General features: G+C 68.0%; 19 protein-coding genes. 9 read left to right on the forward strand and 10 right to left on the reverse strand.

From position 1 onward, the window contains the following. The 4 genes from Q8K84_RS02730 to Q8K84_RS02745 all read right to left on the reverse strand — a co-directional run. Nucleotides 1–256: 2-dehydropantoate 2-reductase N-terminal domain-containing protein (locus Q8K84_RS02730; protein ID WP_305280477.1), on the reverse strand; the 256-nt coding region annotated here is incomplete at its 3' end. A gap of 133 nt (nucleotides 257–389) precedes the next feature. Then, on the reverse strand, nucleotides 390–1,892 hold the full coding sequence (locus Q8K84_RS02735; protein WP_305280479.1) for a phosphomannomutase/phosphoglucomutase: 1,503 nt from the start codon (nucleotides 1,890–1,892) through the stop codon (nucleotides 390–392). 93 nt (nucleotides 1,893–1,985) lie between these two features. Further along, nucleotides 1,986–2,954: an SIS domain-containing protein gene (locus tag Q8K84_RS02740; protein WP_305280481.1), complete on the reverse strand. Its 969-nt coding sequence runs from the start codon at nucleotides 2,952–2,954 to the stop codon at nucleotides 1,986–1,988. Then, nucleotides 2,951–3,196, reverse strand: coding sequence for a hypothetical protein (locus Q8K84_RS02745; protein ID WP_305280483.1), 246 nt, complete (start codon nucleotides 3,194–3,196; stop codon nucleotides 2,951–2,953). Before Q8K84_RS02745 ends, Q8K84_RS02740 begins: the two co-directional genes overlap by 4 nt. A gap of 119 nt (nucleotides 3,197–3,315) precedes the next feature. Here Q8K84_RS02745 and gpmA point away from each other — a divergent pair, with 119 nt between their 5' ends. The 4 genes from gpmA to Q8K84_RS02765 all read left to right on the forward strand — a co-directional run bounded on the left by gpmA (nucleotide 3,316) and on the right by Q8K84_RS02765 (nucleotide 7,152). Then, the gene (gpmA, locus tag Q8K84_RS02750; protein ID WP_305280485.1) at nucleotides 3,316–4,029 is read left to right on the forward strand and encodes a 2,3-diphosphoglycerate-dependent phosphoglycerate mutase; all 714 of its coding nucleotides are present in this window, start codon (nucleotides 3,316–3,318) and stop codon (nucleotides 4,027–4,029) included. After that, entirely contained in the window at nucleotides 4,026–4,481 is a 456-nt protein-coding gene (locus Q8K84_RS02755; RefSeq protein ID WP_305280487.1) for a bifunctional diaminohydroxyphosphoribosylaminopyrimidine deaminase/5-amino-6-(5-phosphoribosylamino)uracil reductase RibD, read from the forward strand. The genes gpmA and Q8K84_RS02755 overlap by 4 nt, the downstream gene beginning before the upstream one ends. A 65-nt stretch (nucleotides 4,482–4,546) precedes the next feature. Further along, the gene (locus tag Q8K84_RS02760) at nucleotides 4,547–5,809 is read left to right on the forward strand and encodes a pentapeptide repeat-containing protein (RefSeq protein WP_305280489.1); all 1,263 of its coding nucleotides are present in this window, start codon (nucleotides 4,547–4,549) and stop codon (nucleotides 5,807–5,809) included. A gap of 80 nt (nucleotides 5,810–5,889) precedes the next feature. Further along, nucleotides 5,890–7,152, forward strand: coding sequence for a pentapeptide repeat-containing protein (locus tag Q8K84_RS02765; RefSeq protein WP_305280491.1), 1,263 nt, complete (start codon nucleotides 5,890–5,892; stop codon nucleotides 7,150–7,152). A gap of 64 nt (nucleotides 7,153–7,216) precedes the next feature. Here the strand turns inward: Q8K84_RS02765 and Q8K84_RS02770 are convergent, their stop codons facing one another. After that, nucleotides 7,217–7,672 (reverse strand): Hsp20 family protein, encoded by a 456-nt coding sequence (locus tag Q8K84_RS02770; protein ID WP_305280493.1) that lies wholly within the window; start codon nucleotides 7,670–7,672, stop codon nucleotides 7,217–7,219. A gap of 220 nt (nucleotides 7,673–7,892) precedes the next feature. Between Q8K84_RS02770 and Q8K84_RS02775 the strand changes: the two genes are divergently transcribed. Further along, nucleotides 7,893–8,738 (forward strand): class I SAM-dependent methyltransferase, encoded by an 846-nt coding sequence (locus Q8K84_RS02775; protein ID WP_305280495.1) that lies wholly within the window; start codon nucleotides 7,893–7,895, stop codon nucleotides 8,736–8,738. Nucleotides 8,739–8,744: 6 nt separating this feature from the next. Next, a complete protein-coding gene (locus tag Q8K84_RS02780) occupies nucleotides 8,745–9,620 on the forward strand; it encodes a class I SAM-dependent methyltransferase (protein ID WP_370867818.1) in 876 nt (291 codons plus the stop codon). 6 nt (nucleotides 9,621–9,626) lie between these two features. Here Q8K84_RS02780 and Q8K84_RS02785 read toward each other — a convergent pair whose 3' ends face one another. Further along, nucleotides 9,627–10,238, reverse strand: a complete 612-nt coding sequence (locus Q8K84_RS02785) for an MSMEG_1061 family FMN-dependent PPOX-type flavoprotein (protein WP_305280499.1) — start codon at nucleotides 10,236–10,238, stop codon at nucleotides 9,627–9,629. A gap of 131 nt (nucleotides 10,239–10,369) precedes the next feature. On the opposite strand from Q8K84_RS02785, the gene Q8K84_RS02790 reads away from it, so the two are divergent. Next, nucleotides 10,370–10,678 (forward strand): SCP2 sterol-binding domain-containing protein, encoded by a 309-nt coding sequence (locus Q8K84_RS02790; RefSeq protein ID WP_305280500.1) that lies wholly within the window; start codon nucleotides 10,370–10,372, stop codon nucleotides 10,676–10,678. 10 nt (nucleotides 10,679–10,688) lie between these two features. Further along, entirely contained in the window at nucleotides 10,689–11,639 is a 951-nt protein-coding gene (locus Q8K84_RS02795; RefSeq protein ID WP_305280501.1) for an alpha/beta fold hydrolase, read from the forward strand. On the opposite strand, the gene hisN is transcribed toward Q8K84_RS02795, so the two are convergent. Then, nucleotides 11,636–12,460, reverse strand: coding sequence for a histidinol-phosphatase (gene hisN / locus Q8K84_RS02800; RefSeq protein ID WP_305280504.1), 825 nt, complete (start codon nucleotides 12,458–12,460; stop codon nucleotides 11,636–11,638). The two genes, Q8K84_RS02795 and hisN, sit on opposite strands and share 4 nt — an antisense overlap. A 61-nt stretch (nucleotides 12,461–12,521) precedes the next feature. Beyond that, nucleotides 12,522–12,902, reverse strand: coding sequence for a helix-turn-helix domain-containing protein (locus Q8K84_RS02805; protein WP_305280506.1), 381 nt, complete (start codon nucleotides 12,900–12,902; stop codon nucleotides 12,522–12,524). Between the two features lie 133 nt (nucleotides 12,903–13,035). On the opposite strand from Q8K84_RS02805, the gene Q8K84_RS02810 reads away from it, so the two are divergent. After that, nucleotides 13,036–13,965 carry a lysophospholipid acyltransferase family protein gene (locus Q8K84_RS02810; RefSeq protein ID WP_305280507.1) on the forward strand — a complete coding sequence of 310 codons (930 nt, stop codon included), beginning with the start codon at nucleotides 13,036–13,038 and terminating at the stop codon, nucleotides 13,963–13,965. Nucleotides 13,966–13,970: 5 nt separating this feature from the next. Here the strand turns inward: Q8K84_RS02810 and Q8K84_RS02815 are convergent, their stop codons facing one another. Further along, entirely contained in the window at nucleotides 13,971–14,720 is a 750-nt protein-coding gene (locus Q8K84_RS02815; RefSeq protein ID WP_370867821.1) for a M23 family metallopeptidase, read from the reverse strand. A 98-nt stretch (nucleotides 14,721–14,818) separates the two neighbouring features. Next, nucleotides 14,819–15,043 (reverse strand): DUF2093 domain-containing protein, encoded by a 225-nt coding sequence (locus Q8K84_RS02820; protein WP_305280511.1) that lies wholly within the window; start codon nucleotides 15,041–15,043, stop codon nucleotides 14,819–14,821. Nucleotides 15,044–15,046: the final 3 nt, after the last annotated feature.

Below are 15,046 nucleotides of genomic sequence, written 5' to 3' on the forward strand. Positions count from 1 at the left end.
TGCCCACGGCGATGAACACCGCATCGGCCTTGGCCACGGCCGCGGCGGCGTCAGTCTCGAAGAACAGCCGGCCAGCCGCCACATTGCGCGCCACCAGGCCCTCAAGACCCGGCTCAAAGATCGGAATGCCGCCGGTCCGCAAGCGCTCGATCTTGCCCGCGTCCTTGTCGATGCAGGTCACCTCGTGACCGAAGTCGGCGAAGCACGCCCCGCTCACCAGGCCCACATAGCCCGTGCCGATCATCGCTACTTGCATGGCAGGTTCCCGTCATTGACATGCGCGCCGCAGCCGCGAGGCCGGGCGGTCAGGGCGCTGATCTAGCCGAAACTCGACCTGCGCCGCCAGATGGGGCGTCCTGCCGGGGCGGCAAAACCTCGCCGAGACCGGCTCAGATTTCCTGGTTGTAGCCGCCGACCTGCGGATGCTTGCCCAGGCGGGGCTTCACCTCCTTGTGGAACAGGGCCCGCATGTCGTCCGCCGAGCTGGTGCTTTCCACCACCACGACGATCTCGGGCTTGTTCGATGAAGCCCGGACCAGAACCCAGGAACCGTCCTCCAAGGCCACGCGCACGCCGTTGACCGTGATCAGGTCGACAATCTTGCGTCCCAGGATCGTGCCGCCTTCGGCCCGCAGGGCCTCGTATTCGGCGACGATCTTGTCGACCACCCCATACTTTTCCTCATCCGGGCAATGGGGGGACATGGTCAGCGAGGTGTAGGCGACGGGCAGGGCCTTTTTCAGGTCCGACAGCTTCTTGTCGGGATTGCGGTCCAGCATGGCCAGGATGGCGGCGGCGGCCACCAGGCCATCGTCATAGCCGCGGCCGATAGGGTCGTTGAAGAAGAAGTGACCGCTCTTTTCGAAGCCGGCCAGGGCCTTCAGCTCAGCGGTCTTGCGCTTGATATAGGAGTGGCCGGTCTTCCAGTAGACGGTCTTGGCGCCATTGGCGGCCAGCACCTCGTCGGTGGCGTAGAGACCGGTGGACTTCACATCGACGACGAAGGTGGCGTCCTTGTGCAGCGCCGACAGGTCCCGGGCCAGCATCAGGCCGATCTTGTCGGCGAAGATCTCCTCGCCTTCGTCATCCACCACCCCGCATCGGTCGCCGTCGCCGTCGAAGCCCAGGGCGCAGTCGGCGCCGTACTGGCGCACGGCCTTGGCCATCTCGTGCAGCATTTCCTGGTCTTCGGGATTGGGGTTGTAGCGGGGGAAGGTCCAGTCCAGCTCGCAGTCCATCTCATAGACCACCGCCACCCCCATCCTGCGCAGGCCTTCGGCGGCGAAGGCCCCGGCCGTGCCGTTGCCGCAGGCGCAGACCACCTTGAGCGGCCGCTTCAGGCTGAGGCCCGCCGCCACATCGGCGATGTAGCGCTCGGCGACGCCGTCCACATGGGTCAGGCTGCCTCCGGGCCGCAGCTCCCAGGCGCCGCCGAGCACGATGTCCTTCAGCCGGCCCATTTCGTCGGGACCGAAGGTCAGGGGTCGCTGGGCGCCCATCTTCACCCCGGTCCAGCCATTCTCATTGTGGCTGGCGGTGACCATGGCCACGCAGGGGGCGTCCAGGTCGAACTGGGCGAAATAGGCGATGGGCGAGAGCGCCAGGCCAATATCCAGCACCTCGCAGCCGGCCTGGATGAGGCCCAGCGTCAGGGCCTGCTTGATCGACAGGGAGTAGGACCGGAAGTCGTGGCCGACCACGATCTTCGTCTGGCCCATCTGCTGGATCAGCGTGCCCAGGCCCATGCCGAGGGCCTCGACGCCCAGCAGGTTGATGTCAGGGCCAAACAGCCATCGCGCGTCATATTCCCGAAAACCCGTGGCTTTCACCAGGGGTTGGTTCTCATAGGCAAGCGTATTGGGGACGAGATCGGCGCGAGGGGCGAGAAGCATCTGGACTCCGCAGGTGGGTGGTCGACAGCTCGAAAGACGACCGGCCGTCAGGCCAGCTTAACGCAAAGCCGTATCGCCGGTTCGCGACGGTGGCTACATCACGCCCGCCCGAAGCAGGTCATGGACATGCAATATGCCCACGGGCCGGTCGTTCTCCACGACGAAGAGAACCGTGACCGACGGTGCGGGATCGCTCATCAAAGCCAGGGCTTCGGACGCCATCATGGCTGGCGGCGCGGTCTTCTTCGGGCCTGCGGTCATCACCTGGCCAGCGGTCTGGCTCAGCAGGCCCTCGATGTGCCGGCGCAGGTCGCCATCGGTGATGGCGCCGGCCAGTCGTCCCTGATCATCGATCACCCCGACAATCCCCCAGCGTTTCTCGGTCATCACCAGCAGCGCCTCGGGCATCGGCGTGTCGTGGGACACCAGGGGCAGTTCGCCGGCCCCATGCATCAGGTCGCCGACCGTGCGCAGCATGGCGCCCAGCTTGCCCCCCGGATGGAAGGTCTTGAAATCCTTGGCGGTGAAACCCCGGCGCTCCAGCAGGGCCACGGCCAGCGCATCCCCCAGCGCGATCTGAAGGGTGGTCGAGGTGGTCGGTGCGCTGACCTCGGCGGTGGCTTCGGGCGCATCGGCCAGCCGTAGCACCACGTCGGCCGCGTGGCCGAGCGCGCTGCCCGGCGCGGCGGTCAGGGCGATCAGCGGAATCCTGAACCGCTTGGCGTAGTCCAGAATGTCGGACAGTTCACGCACTTCGCCGGACTTGGAGAGGGCCAGGACGGCGTCCTCCTGGCCGATCATGCCCAGGTCTCCGTGGCTCGCCTCCGAAGCATGGACAAAGAAGGCCGCCGTGCCGGTGGAGGCGAAGGTGGCGGCGATCTTGCGCGCCACATGCCCAGACTTGCCGATGCCGGTGCAGGCGATCCGGCCCTTGGCGGCGTAGAGGATGTCCACAGCCTGGACGAAGGCCTCGTCCAGCGCTTCGGCCTGCAGGGTCAGGGCCGCCGACTCCGCGGCCAGCACCCGGCGGCCCACGGCCACAGCGTCGAAGTCGGGCCTCATGGCTGGGCCGCGATGGCTTCGGCCTGCATGCCGCGCATGGTTTCCCGCGCCTGATTGATGCGCTGCTGAGAGGCTTCGGTCTGACGTTTCATGGCGGCCTGCATCTCCGGCGTCTGCTGGACCGGCATGTGGCCGAACGGACCGGGCGAGCGGGCGCCTATGCCCTGGGGCCAGACGAGCGCCAGGGCGATGATCATCGCCGCGACAATGGCCATCAACGGAAAGAAGAAACGATCAAGCATTGGCTCCGATATAGCCGCTCCCGGCGCGCTCGGCCACGCCCAAGGCGGCCTGCCGGCTTGACGGGGGTGAAGCCGCGTCCTAGCCGGACGGGCGACCCCCGCCGCCCCGGAGATGCCCCATGCCGACCCTCGTCCTGCTTCGCCACGGCCAGAGCCGCTGGAACCTCGAGAACCGCTTCACCGGCTGGGTCGATGTCGACCTGACCGCCGAGGGCGAGGCCCAGGCGACCAAGGGCGGCGAACTGATCAAGGCTGAAGGCGTCCAGTTCGACCGGGTCTACACCTCGGTCCTGACCCGGGCGATCCGAACCAGCTGGCTGGCCCTGGCCGCCGCCGGCCAGGCCTATGTGCCCGAGGTCAAGGACTGGCGCCTGAATGAGCGCCACTATGGCGGCCTGACCGGACTCAACAAGGCCGAGACCGCCCAGAAACACGGGGATGAGCAGGTAAAGGTCTGGCGGCGTTCCTATGACGTCCCGCCGCCGCCGCTCAGCCACGACAGCGAGTTCGATTTCGCCGGCGACCGTCGCTACGCCGGCGCCGTCCTGCCCGACACCGAAAGCCTCAAGACCACCCTCGACCGGGTCCAGCCCTACTGGGAGGGTGAGATCGCCCCGCACCTGAAGGCGGGTGAAACCCTGCTGGTGGTCGCCCACGGCAATTCCCTGCGGGCCATCGTCAAGCTGCTGTTCCGGCTGGGGGACGAGGCGGTGATCGACGTGGAGATTCCCACGGGCAATCCGCTGCTGATCCAGCTGTCGGAAGACCTGACCCCGGTGGCGGCCCGCTATCTGGACGAGTCCCGCGCCCAATCCCTGCCCCTGGCGCCATGAGCCAGGCCGACCAAGCCCACATGCGGCGCGCCATCGCCCTGGCGCGTCCCCACCTTGGTCAGACGGCGGAGAACCCGTCGGTGGGCTGCGTCATCGTCCGAAATGGGGCGGTGGTGGGCGAGGGCGCAACCGGGCTGGGCGGACGGCCCCACGCCGAGGAGATCGCCGTGCAGGCCGCCGGCCCGGCCGCCCAAGGGGCGGTGGTCTATGTCACCCTGGAGCCCTGTGGCGCCCGCTCCTCCGGCGCGCCCTCCTGCGCCGCGCGCCTGACCCAGGCCGGGGTCGCCCAGGTGGTCATCGCCTGCGCCGACCCGTCCCCCTATGCCGACGGCCAGGGTGTGGGCCAGCTAAGGGCGGCCGGACTTGAGGTCCGGCTTGGCGTCCTGGCCGAGGAGGCCCAGGATCTCTACCGCGGCTACGCCCCCGCCAGGACCCGACGCCCAGGGCATTAAGCGTCGGAAGGGCCTCGTTAATCTTGCAGGGTTAGCGTGGACTCTCCCCGTCGCAATGGCCCCAGATGTTGTCCCCCCGTCCCGCCTCGATCCCCGAACTCCGGCGCCTGACCCAGGCAGAGGTCGATGCGGTTTGCGCGCGGCACGACCGCCTGTGGACCTCCCGGCCAGGGGGCGCCCGTGCGGTATTCTCGTGGAAGGACCTGTCGGGCCTGGATCTGCGGGGGCGCAATCTCTCCGACGCCGACTTCACCGGCGCCTGCCTGAACGAGTGCCAGATGCAGGGCGCCCGGTTGGACAACGCCAATCTGTTCGGCTGCGACATGCAGGGGGCCAATCTGACGGAGGCGTCCCTGCGCCGTGCGGATCTTCGCGGCGCCTGCCTGCGGGGCGCCAACCTGACCGCCGCCGATCTGTTCGAAGCCGATCTGCGCGAAGGCTCCATCGCCGCAGCGGACCGGGACAAGGGCCTGCGAATTCTCGAACATCTGGCGCGGCCCGGCGAGGTTCAGGGCGCGGTGCTGGCCGGCGCGAACCTGGAACGCTCGCGCCTGTCGGGCGTGATGGCCGCCCGGGCTGACTTTTCCGACGCCATCCTCAAGGACGCCAAGCTGGTCCGCGCCAACCTGAAACAGGCCAACATGTCCGGCGCCAATCTGCAGGGGGCCGACCTCTCCGGCGCCGATCTTGCCGGCGCCGATCTGCGCGACGCCATCCTGGTCGGCGCCAAGACCTATTCCTGGAACGTCAGCAAGGCCGATATGGAAGGCGTCCTCACCGACGCGCCGTCGGGGCTTGCGGTCTCGGACCTGCCCTACAAGACCATGATCCGCGAACATGCCCGCTGGTGCGAGACCGGCGGCGGGGAGGGCAGTCCCTCGGTGTTCGACGGCGCGGACCTGAGGGCCCTGGAGACAATCCGCGGGTTCAACCTGACCGCCCTGTCGGCCAAGGGCGCCGTCTTCTACGGTCTCGACATGGAAGGCGTGCAGCTCCAGGGCGCGCAGCTCGACGGCGCTGATCTGCGGGCCTGCAATCTGCGCCGCGCTGATTTGCGGGGGGCGCGGCTGATCAACGCCAAGCTCTCCGGCGCGGACCTCCGGGACGCCCAGATGGGCCCGCTGCTGATCGGCTCCGACCGGCTGCTTCCCTGCAACATGACCGGCGCAAAGCTGAAAAACACCGACTGCGCCCGCGCCGATCTGCGCCAAGCCATTCTTCAGGACGCCGATCTCTCCCGGGCCAACTTCTCCGGCGCTCAGTTGAAGCAGGTCAATATCAGCGGCGCGCGAAGGGCCGGGGCCCGCGGCCTCGCAGACGTCATTTAAAATATCGTCGGTCTCTTAACCCTTGAGTCTCTGTTCTGCGTCTAAAGGTCGCGGGTCGCCGAACAGTCAGGAGCGTTTCAGTGTCAGCCGCCATCGCACTGTCAGGCCGCCGGAAACTGTCCCGCGGCGAGATCGAGATGATTCTCGCCGCGCATGAGCGCTTCATCAGCGGTCGCCCAGGGGGCAAGCTGGCTGCCCTGCGCTTCATTGACTTCACCGGCGTGAACCTGGCTGGCCGCAACCTGCAGGACGCCGATCTGTCGTCCTCGATTTTCGACAGCGCAAACCTGTCCTGCGCCGACCTGTCCCGGGCCAATCTGTTCGGCTGCGATCTGCGCAAGGCCGACCTTCGTCGGGCCAACCTGACCCGGGCCGATCTGCGGGGCGCCTGCCTGCGGGGGGCCGATCTGAGCGAGGCCGACCTGACCCAGGCCGACTTCCGGGTGGGGCAGGTGGCCATGCCGCACCCTTCCAAGGGCCTGACCTCACTCACCCACCATCAGCGCAGCGGCGAACTCGATCACGCCAATCTCAGCGGCGCCAATCTTGATGGCTCGCAGCTCGAGGATGTCTCGGCCTTCGCCACCGACTTCACCGACTGCTCCATGCGCGGGGCCAAGCTCAACCGCGCCAACCTGAAGGACGCCAATCTGGAAGGCGCCATCATGGACTGGGCCGATGTATCTGGCGCCAATCTGGAAGGTGCGCGCCTGGTGGATGCGGTCTTGACCGGGGTGGAGATTCGCAGCGCGCGCACCTCGGGCGCCAATATGGATGGCTGCCTCTCGTCGCCAAGCCAGACGGCTATCGATATGGCTGACGAGCTGCATGCAATGGCCCTCGGCAACCAGGCCTGGTGCAAGACGGGCGGCAAGGAAGGCAAGCCGGCCAAGTTTGACGGCCTGGATCTACGGCCCCTGGACCAACGTCTCCGGGGCCTGCGTCTGTCCGTGATGAGCGCCCGCGGGGCGGTGCTTGTGGGCATGGATCTTTCAGGCGTCCATCTGCAGGGCGCCAATCTCGAAAACGCCGACATGCGCGGCATCTGCCTGCGGGGCGCCGATCTGCGCGGCGCCAAGCTGGCCGGCGCAAAGCTGACCAAGGCCGATCTGCGCGAGGCCATTCTTGGCCCATTGCCGCTGAGCGCTGACCGGGTCAACCGCGGGGACCTCCACCACGCCAAGCTGCGGTACGTAAAGGCCCAGGGCGCCGATCTCACCGGCGCCATTCTCGACGAGGCTGATGTTCGAGGCTGCAACTTCGCCGGGGCCCTGATGCGCGGCGCGAGCCTGCGGGGCGCCGACATGTCCCTGGCCCTTGGCCTCGAGCCGCCCGGAAGCTGACCTCGACCTACGAAAAAGGGCGGCGCGTCGCCGCGCCGCCCCCTCTTGGCCTGCGGACTGAGCCTCAGGCGGCCTGCTCGCCCTCGATCAGGGTCGAGCTGACGCCCGTGGTGATCTGGATCTGACGCGGCTTCAGCGCTTCAGGCAGTTCACGACGCAGGGTGACGGACAGAAGGCCGTCGGCCAGGGCCGCCTCGCTCACCACCACATAGTCGGCCAGTTGGAACCGACGCTCGAAATCGCGCTCGGCGAGACCGCGATGCAGGAAGCTGCGCGCCTCCTCATTGGCGGTCTTGCGGCCCTGCACGGTCAGGAGGTTCTCCTTGACCTCGATGGCGAGTTCGTCCGCGCGGAAGCCGGCGACCGCAATCTCGATCCGGTAGGCGTTCTCGCCCGTGCGTTCGATATTGTAGGGGGGATAGCCCGAGGCGGCGTCGGCCGCAGCGGTCTCAAGCAGGCCAGCCAGTCGGTCAAAGCCGACGACGGAGCGGTACAGGGGGGAAAAGTCGAGGGTACGCATGTGCGTCACATCCTTCTTGTCTAAGCAAGGTTGCGGTTATCGACCTGCGGCGAGCCGGTGTGGCCTCGTCAGCGGTCGGAAGGCCCGGACATCCAGCACCTTCGAGAAGGAATTTGGGGAGAGGTTCGCGGGTTTCAAGGCCTTGTTGGTCTCGAACCCTTGCCACATGCGCCCATGCCTCTAGGGTCTCCGCCTCAACGACTTGCCGGAGCTCCAGACCATGTTTCACGACAAGTTCCCCGCCCTTATCGCCGGCGCCCTCGGGGCGCTGATCCTGGGACAGGCGGCCCAGGCCGAGGACGCCGCCCTGCGCGAGGCCGTGGCGGGGCCCCAGCGCAGCGAAGCTCATCAGGCCCGCGACGCCGCCCGCAACCCCTATGACAGCCTCACATTCTGGGGGCTCAAGCCGGGCCAGACGGTGATCGAGATTTCGCCGGGCAGCGGCTACTGGACGGAGATCCTGGCGCCTTACGCCAAGGCCACTGACGGCGCCTATGTGGCCGGGGTCACCGATCTGGACGACCCAGCGGTGACCGACGCCGGCCGCCGTGGCCGCGAGGCCTTCGCCGCCCGCTACGCTGACGCAGAGGTGTTTGGTGACATCACCTATGCGGGCTTTGGCGCGGTCTCGGGCCCCCTGGGCGAGCCCGGTTCAGCCGATATCGTCCTGACCGCCCGCAACATCCATAACTGGATGTGGCGTGACGGTATGCTCGACAAGGCCCTGGCCGACTTCTACGCCGTGCTCAAGCCCGGCGGCGTGCTGGCGGTTGAAGAGCACCGGGCCGATCCCCGGCCGCAGGTCGAGGGCGCCCGTGACGGCTATGTGGCGACCGCGGTCGTTGTCGCCGCCGCCGAGAAGGCGGGCTTCCAACTGGCGGAGTCCAGCGAGGTCAACGCCAACCCCAAGGACACCAAGGACCATCCGTTCGGGGTCTGGACCCTGCCGCCGGTTCGTCAGAACGCGGCCCGGGGCGAGACCGCCAGCCCTGATTTCGACCGGACCAAGTATGATGAGATCGGCGAGAGCGACCGCATGACCCTGCGCTTTATCAAGCCGTCCTGATCCGTGTTGTTGTCGAGACTGTCCCGGCGGGGCCTGCTGCTCTCCGGCCTTGCGGCCGGCGGGGCGGCGGCCCTGACCGGCTGCAACCGCCAGGATGAGGCGGCGCCCGCCGAGCCCGCCTCGGCCATCAGCCTTGAGGAAGCCGTGGCTGGCGACTGGCGCGAGGCCCAGGACAAGGCCCGCGACGCCTGGCGTCATCCGGCGGAGACCCTCAACTTCTTCGGGCTCAAGCCTGGGATGACAGTGGTGGAGATCTGGCCCGGCGCCGGGTGGTACACCGATATCCTGGCGCCGTTCCTGGCCGCTTCGGGCGGCAAGCTTTACGCCGCCAACCTGCAGCCGAACGACCCCACCGCCGTGGAGGTCGTCGAGGCCTATCGCCAGAAGCTGCGAGCCCGTCCCCGTCTCTACGGGGATGTGGAGATCACCGCATTCGGCGCCACCAGCGGGGCCATGGCGCCGGCCGGCTCGGCTGATCTGGTGCTGACGGCCCGGAATATCCACAACTGGATGGCTGCCGGCATCGTCGACAAGGCCTTCGCCGACGCCTTCGCGGCCCTAAAGCCCGGCGGCGTATTCGGGGTCGTGGAACACCGGGCCAATCCCGGGGGCGTTCAGGATCCCGCCGCCGCCGACGGCTATGTGGAGCAGGCCTATGTGGTCCGTCTGGCCCAGGAGGCGGGGTTCATCCTCGACCAGGCCAGCGAGATCAACGCCAATCCCCGGGACACCAAGGACCATCCCTTCGGGGTCTGGACCCTGCCGCCCGTCCGTCGCACCTCGGCCCGGGGCCAGCCCGCCGATCCCGCCTTCGACAGCAGCCCCTATGAGGCCATTGGCGAAAGCGACCGGATGACCCTGCGCTTTATCAAGCCGACCTGAGTCCGATCAGAGCTGCTGACGGTAGTTGTCGATGATCTGCGCATTGGTGACGGGCAGCTTGCCGAGGTTCAGCTGGTCGGACACCATCTCCGCGCCGCTGGGCAGTACGCTGCGGTCCAGTCGTGCGTCCGGGTCCCAGAGTCGCCCGCGCATGATAGCCTTGGGACAATGGAGGAAGGCTTCCTCCACCCTGATCATCAGCACCAGGCGGGGCAGGCGGCCGAACTCTTCGAACTGGGCCAGCAGCGCCGCGTCATCGGTGGCGGTGGCTGTTCCATTGATGCGGAACACGTCATCGAAGCCGGGGATCATGAACATCAGCCCGACCTTGCCGGTCCCGGCCAGCAGGTTGCGCAGGATGTCGAGGCGATTATTGCCGGGCCTGTCGGGCAGGAACAGAGTCTTGCCGTCCTCGCTCACATGGACGAAGCCCGGCTCACCGCCCCGGGGGGAGACGTCCACCGCTCCGTCCGGACCGGCCGAACTGATCACACAGAAGGGCGCATGGGCGATGAAGGCCCGGCCATGTCGCTCCACATGATCCAACACCTTGTCCAGGACCACCTTGCCGGGGGCGCGATAGAGCTCATCCAGGTCGGCGAGGGCGAGCAGTCGCATGGGGCTTCCTCGTGGTCTTGAGAATTATTCGCAAATGATGATCGATCTTGGGCTGCATGTCACGGGGGCGGGGCCGGTTTGTTTACATCGCGCCGGGGCCGGGCCAAGGTCCAGCTCCCCCGAGAGGTCCGATGGCGACGATTGAACAGCTGACCACCCGCATCGCTGAGACGCTCCAGTCCGGCGATCCGCTGCCCCATGTGGTCAAGATCGATCTCAAGGGGGCGGGCTTCATCCATATCGACGGCGCGGCGGTGACCAATCAGGACGCCCCGGCCGACCTCGTGGTGACCATCAGCCTGGACGACGTGGTCGCCCTCGGCCGTCGGCGGCTGGATCCCATGACCGCCTTGATCAGCCGCCGCATGCGCATGTCTGACATGAGCCTGGCCATGTCCATGCAGGCCCAGATCCAGACCCTCTTCGCCCAGGCCGCCTGAAGGACTGACCATGACCGAACCGGCGCCGCTGATCGACATTCCCGCCGCTCCGGTTCCCACGGGCGGGAAGGCTGAGTGGGTCTCAGGCGCCGGGGGCGTCCGGCTTCGGGCGGCGCTCTTCCCGGCCAGGGGCCCCGCGCGCGGGACGGTGGTGCTCAGCGGTGGACGGACTGAGCCGATCGAAAAGTATTTCGAGGTGGTGGAAGACCTGACCCTGCGCGGCTTCGTGGTCCTGGCCCATGACTGGCGCGGCCAGGGGCTTTCGCACCGGGATCTGGCCGACGACCGGCTCAAGGGACATGCGGTCGGTTTTGAGCCCTTTTTGGACGATTTTGACGCGCTTTTGGCCCATTTCGAAGACCGTCTCCCGAAGCCCTGGCTCGCCGTCGGCCACTCCATGGGCGGCTGCCTGACCTTGCTGGCCCTGGCCAAGGGACAGGCCGACCGGTTCGCCGGGGCGGTCCTGTCGGCGCCGATGCTCGGCGTCCGGGTCGGCCGCTATCCCAAGGCGGTGCGGCTGCTGGTGGGCTGGAACCGGCTGACCGGGCGGGCGGGGGCCTATTGCATGGGCGATCCGGGCAAGCCCTTCGATGACACCTTCGATGACAATGTGCTGACCCACGACCGGGTGCGCTTTTCCCGCGCCCGCGCTCAGGTCGCCGCCCATCGGGACCTGGCGCTCGGCGCGCCGACCTGGGGCTGGCTGGACTTCGCTCTGCGGGCCGCCGATGTGTTCGCCAGGCCCGCCAACCTGGCGACGGTGAAGATCCCCGTCGTGATCTGCCAGGCCGAGCAGGAACGTCTGGTGGACAATGGGGCCCAGGATCAGGTGGCCCGCAGCCTGCCCGACGGCAAGCTGGTGGTGGTCAAGGGCGCCCTGCACGAAATCCTGATGGAGACCGACGACAAGCGCGCCGTCTTCTGGGCGGAATTCGACGCTCTGACGTCGCGCGTGCTCTAGGCCGTCGTCGCCGAGCGCTTGAGGGCCACCAGGGCTTCGTCCAGGCAGGCCTGGTCGCCGGCGATCACCACCTGGCCTCCAGCCTGACCCACCGGCGCCCCGCGCCAGTCGGTGACCAGACCGCCCGCGCCCTGGATCACCGGAATGGCGGCCTCGATGTCCCAGGCCTTGAGGCCCGCCTCGATCACCATGTCCATCGAACCGGCCGCGACCATGGCGTAGGCATAGGCGTCGAGGCCCAGCCTCGCCAGGCGCGAGGCCGCGCGCACCTGGGTCCAGGCGCCGAGCTCGGCGCCATTGAAGCACCCCTCAGGGTCCGTGGTGGAGATGGTGGCGTCGGTCAGCTTCGGACAGGCGCGCACCTTCAGGGGGCGGGAGCCGCCGCGCGACACCAGCCGTGAGCCGCCGGCGTGACCCAGATAGATCTCGTCCAGATAGGGCTGGCCGATGGATCCCAGAACGGGACGTCCCTCGTGGCGCAGGCCGATGAGCACGCACCACAGGGGAAGGCCGGAGATGAAGGCGCGGGTGCCGTCGATGGGATCGAGGACCCAGACGAACTCGGCGTCCGGGCGATCCTCGCCATATTCCTCGCCAATCACCCCGTGCTCGGGAAAGTGCTGGGTGATCAGCCGGCGGATCGCCGCCTCGGCGCCGCGGTCGGCGGCGGTGACCGGATCGAAGGCGTTGAGGCCGGGGGGCCCGCCCTTGTCCTCCAGGCCATGGTCGGCGCGGAACAGGGGCAGGGCCACGTCAGCGGCGGCCTGATTGAGCTCGAGGATCACGGTCTCGAGGGCGGAGAGGCGTTCAGGGGTCAGCATGACCCCGGTTTAGCGCGCCCGGCCGCCCGGTGAAATCCCGCCGACCGGCGGGACCACCGGCTCAGCCGTGTTCGCTGTCGCCATTGAGGGACTTGGCCAGATCCAGCAGACGGCGGCGCGGCCGTTCGCCCAGCTGGTAATACGCCCGGATCAGATCCAGGGTCTCCTTGCTGGCCAGGACCTCGCCACCGCTTTCGCAGGCCGCGGCCCGTTCCTGTTCGGCGGCCGAGAGACCGTCGTAGAAATAGGCGACCGGCACCTCAAGGGCTTCCGACAGCTGCCACAGGCGGGCGGCCGAGATTCGGTTGGCGCCGCACTCGTACTTCTGAATCTGCTGGAACCTGACTCCGCAGGCCCCGGCCAGTTGCTGCTGCGTCAGGCCGAGCAGGCGGCGACGACGGCGAAGACGCTTACCCAGGTGGACGTCAATTTCATTGCCCATGTCTCTTGCCCCCTTGTGGTTAAGAAGCGGAGCCGTCCCGAACAGAGACGGTATGGGTCGAACTTGGCAAGTCGCGCGCCAAGCGACTGTGGTTCGCGTTGCACAGGGCCGTGCCGCAAGACTAGTAGAGGGCATGGCGCGCGCCCAAGCCCCCCTGGTCCAGATTTTCGCCCAACGCCTGTCCTGGCGTATCGAGGTCGCGGCCTATGATGCGATCACCCTGTTGGCCCGCCTGTTTCCCATCGACGCCGTTTCGGATTTCGGCGCGGCGGTCCTGGGACGCCTGGGCCCGCTGACCAGCACCCACCGGGTGGCGGTGCGCAATCTGCAGATCGCCTTCCCAGCGCTTTCCCCCGCTGAGATCGACGCGCTGGCCGCCGAACAGTGGCGCCAGATTGGGCGAACCTTTGCGGAGTTTCCCATTATCGACCGCATCGTCGCGGCTGGCGACCGGATCGAGATCGTCAACGCAGAGCGGTTGGCCGAGATCGCCCGCACCGGCGAGCCGGTGGTCTTCGTTTCTGGCCATCTCTCCAACTGGGAGATCATGCCTGCGGTCATCGCCCATTCCGGCGTGGTCTGCCACATGACCTACCGGGCGGCGAACAATCCCTATTTCGACAAGCGGATCCGCGACAATCGCTTCCGCTACGGGGTCCGGCTGTTTGCGCCCAAGGGCGGGGACGGGGCCCGCGAACTGCTCGACGCCCTGGGGCGCGGGGAGTCGGTGGCCCTGATGAACGACCAGAAGTTCAATGGCGGCGTCGCAGCCCCCTTCTTCGGCAAGCTGGCCCACACCGCGCCTGGCCCCTCGCGCCTGGCCCTGCGGTTCGACACCGTCCTGCAGCCCATGTCGGTGCAGCGCCTGGGCAAGGCCCGCTTCCGGGTGATCGTCCATCCGCCGATCAAGCCGGTCGCCACCGGCGACCGGGCCGGCGACATCGCGCAGTCGATAGGTCGGATCAACACCTTCATGGAAGAACGCATCGCCGAGCGGCCGGCCGAATGGTTCTGGGTCCACAAGCGCTGGCCCAGCGAGGCCTACGCCCGCAAACGGCGCTGAGGCGCTCAGGCCGCGCGGAAGCCCACAAGGCTCATGGGATTGAGGTTGCGCTCGCGCCACTTCATCCGCCAGCAAAGATGCGGCCCGGTGGCGCGGCCCTCGGCGCCCACCGCCCCGATCACCTGGCCCTGGGTCACCGACTGACCGGTGGCCACGTCCAGGCGCGACATGTGCAGATAGGCGCTGATCAGTCCCTGGCCGTGGTCGAGCATGACGAGGCCGCCCTCATAGTGCAGGCCGGTCTCGGCGAAGGCGACGAGGCCCCCGGCCGGGGCCAGGATGGGCGTTCCTCGCGGGGCGGCCATGTCCACGCCATAGTGCGGCCGGGCCGGCACGCCGTTCAGGACCCGCTGACCCCCGAACCGTCCCGACAGGCGGTAGGTCGACAGGGGCAGGATGAAGCCCTCGCGGAAATCGGCGCGGGCCGCCTGGCTGGCGAAACCCGCCTGCTTGCGCAGCGCCTCGGCGCGGATGCGGGCCAGCAGCTGAGGGTTGGTCGGAGAGACCTGACTCTGTGGCAGGCCATTGATCCGCTGGACGTCGAAATCGCCCGGCTGCACCGTGAGCCTGCGCACCGCGTCAGCCCCCTGGCCTGAGACCCGCAGGACCTGCTCAGCCGGCGCGTCCCGGTCGAAGCCGATGACGAACCAGCCCTCTGCGGAGGCCAGACCGACCTGGGTGTCATCGAGAAACACCGCGGCGTCCGGCGCGGTCCGCCCGACCGCCACGCCCCCCTGCACAAACCGTCCGTCCAGCTGCAAAGGCGCCTGTCGACCCTGGGAGCCGGCCGCCCGCGGCGCGGCGAGGGCGGCAAGGCCCGTCAGCAGGGCCGCGCGACGATGGAGGGGCCGTCTCAGCTGTTGGTTTCCTTCCAGCGGGCATAGGCCTCGGTCGGCCCGGCATAGGCCTCCTGCAGCGCGGGGCTCCAGTAGCGCAGGGCCTCCAGCGGGATTTTCAGGCCCGAGACGGCGCAGACCACATGGCGGCCGGGCTTGAGGACGACGAATTCGCCGTCGCCATAGTGGAGCACAGCAAGCTCGGCGGGCTTGCCGGAAAGGTCACGATCATGGGCGTTCATCAC

The organism is Phenylobacterium sp. (assembly GCF_030679875.1).
GTDB lineage: Bacteria > Pseudomonadota > Alphaproteobacteria > Caulobacterales > Caulobacteraceae > Phenylobacterium.

Excerpts from the sequence above, each read along its gene's own strand:
- Q8K84_RS02735 (WP_305280479.1), bottom strand. The coding sequence starts at position 1,892 with ATGCTTCTCGCCCCTCGCGCCGATCTCGTCCCCAATACGCTTGCCTAT.
- Q8K84_RS02740 (WP_305280481.1), bottom strand. The coding sequence starts at position 2,954 with ATGAGGCCCGACTTCGACGCTGTGGCCGTGGGCCGCCGGGTGCTGGCC.
- Q8K84_RS02745 (WP_305280483.1), bottom strand. The coding sequence starts at position 3,196 with ATGCTTGATCGTTTCTTCTTTCCGTTGATGGCCATTGTCGCGGCGATG.
- gpmA (WP_305280485.1), top strand. The coding sequence starts at position 3,316 with ATGCCGACCCTCGTCCTGCTTCGCCACGGCCAGAGCCGCTGGAACCTC.
- Q8K84_RS02755 (WP_305280487.1), top strand. The coding sequence starts at position 4,026 with ATGAGCCAGGCCGACCAAGCCCACATGCGGCGCGCCATCGCCCTGGCG.
- Q8K84_RS02760 (WP_305280489.1), top strand. The coding sequence starts at position 4,547 with ATGTTGTCCCCCCGTCCCGCCTCGATCCCCGAACTCCGGCGCCTGACC.
- Q8K84_RS02770 (WP_305280493.1), bottom strand. The coding sequence starts at position 7,672 with ATGCGTACCCTCGACTTTTCCCCCCTGTACCGCTCCGTCGTCGGCTTT.
- Q8K84_RS02775 (WP_305280495.1), top strand. The coding sequence starts at position 7,893 with ATGTTTCACGACAAGTTCCCCGCCCTTATCGCCGGCGCCCTCGGGGCG.
- Q8K84_RS02785 (WP_305280499.1), bottom strand. The coding sequence starts at position 10,238 with ATGCGACTGCTCGCCCTCGCCGACCTGGATGAGCTCTATCGCGCCCCC.
- Q8K84_RS02790 (WP_305280500.1), top strand. The coding sequence starts at position 10,370 with ATGGCGACGATTGAACAGCTGACCACCCGCATCGCTGAGACGCTCCAG.
- Q8K84_RS02795 (WP_305280501.1), top strand. The coding sequence starts at position 10,689 with ATGACCGAACCGGCGCCGCTGATCGACATTCCCGCCGCTCCGGTTCCC.
- hisN (WP_305280504.1), bottom strand. The coding sequence starts at position 12,460 with ATGCTGACCCCTGAACGCCTCTCCGCCCTCGAGACCGTGATCCTCGAG.
- Q8K84_RS02805 (WP_305280506.1), bottom strand. The coding sequence starts at position 12,902 with ATGGGCAATGAAATTGACGTCCACCTGGGTAAGCGTCTTCGCCGTCGT.
- Q8K84_RS02810 (WP_305280507.1), top strand. The coding sequence starts at position 13,036 with ATGGCGCGCGCCCAAGCCCCCCTGGTCCAGATTTTCGCCCAACGCCTG.
- Q8K84_RS02820 (WP_305280511.1), bottom strand. The coding sequence starts at position 15,043 with ATGAACGCCCATGATCGTGACCTTTCCGGCAAGCCCGCCGAGCTTGCT.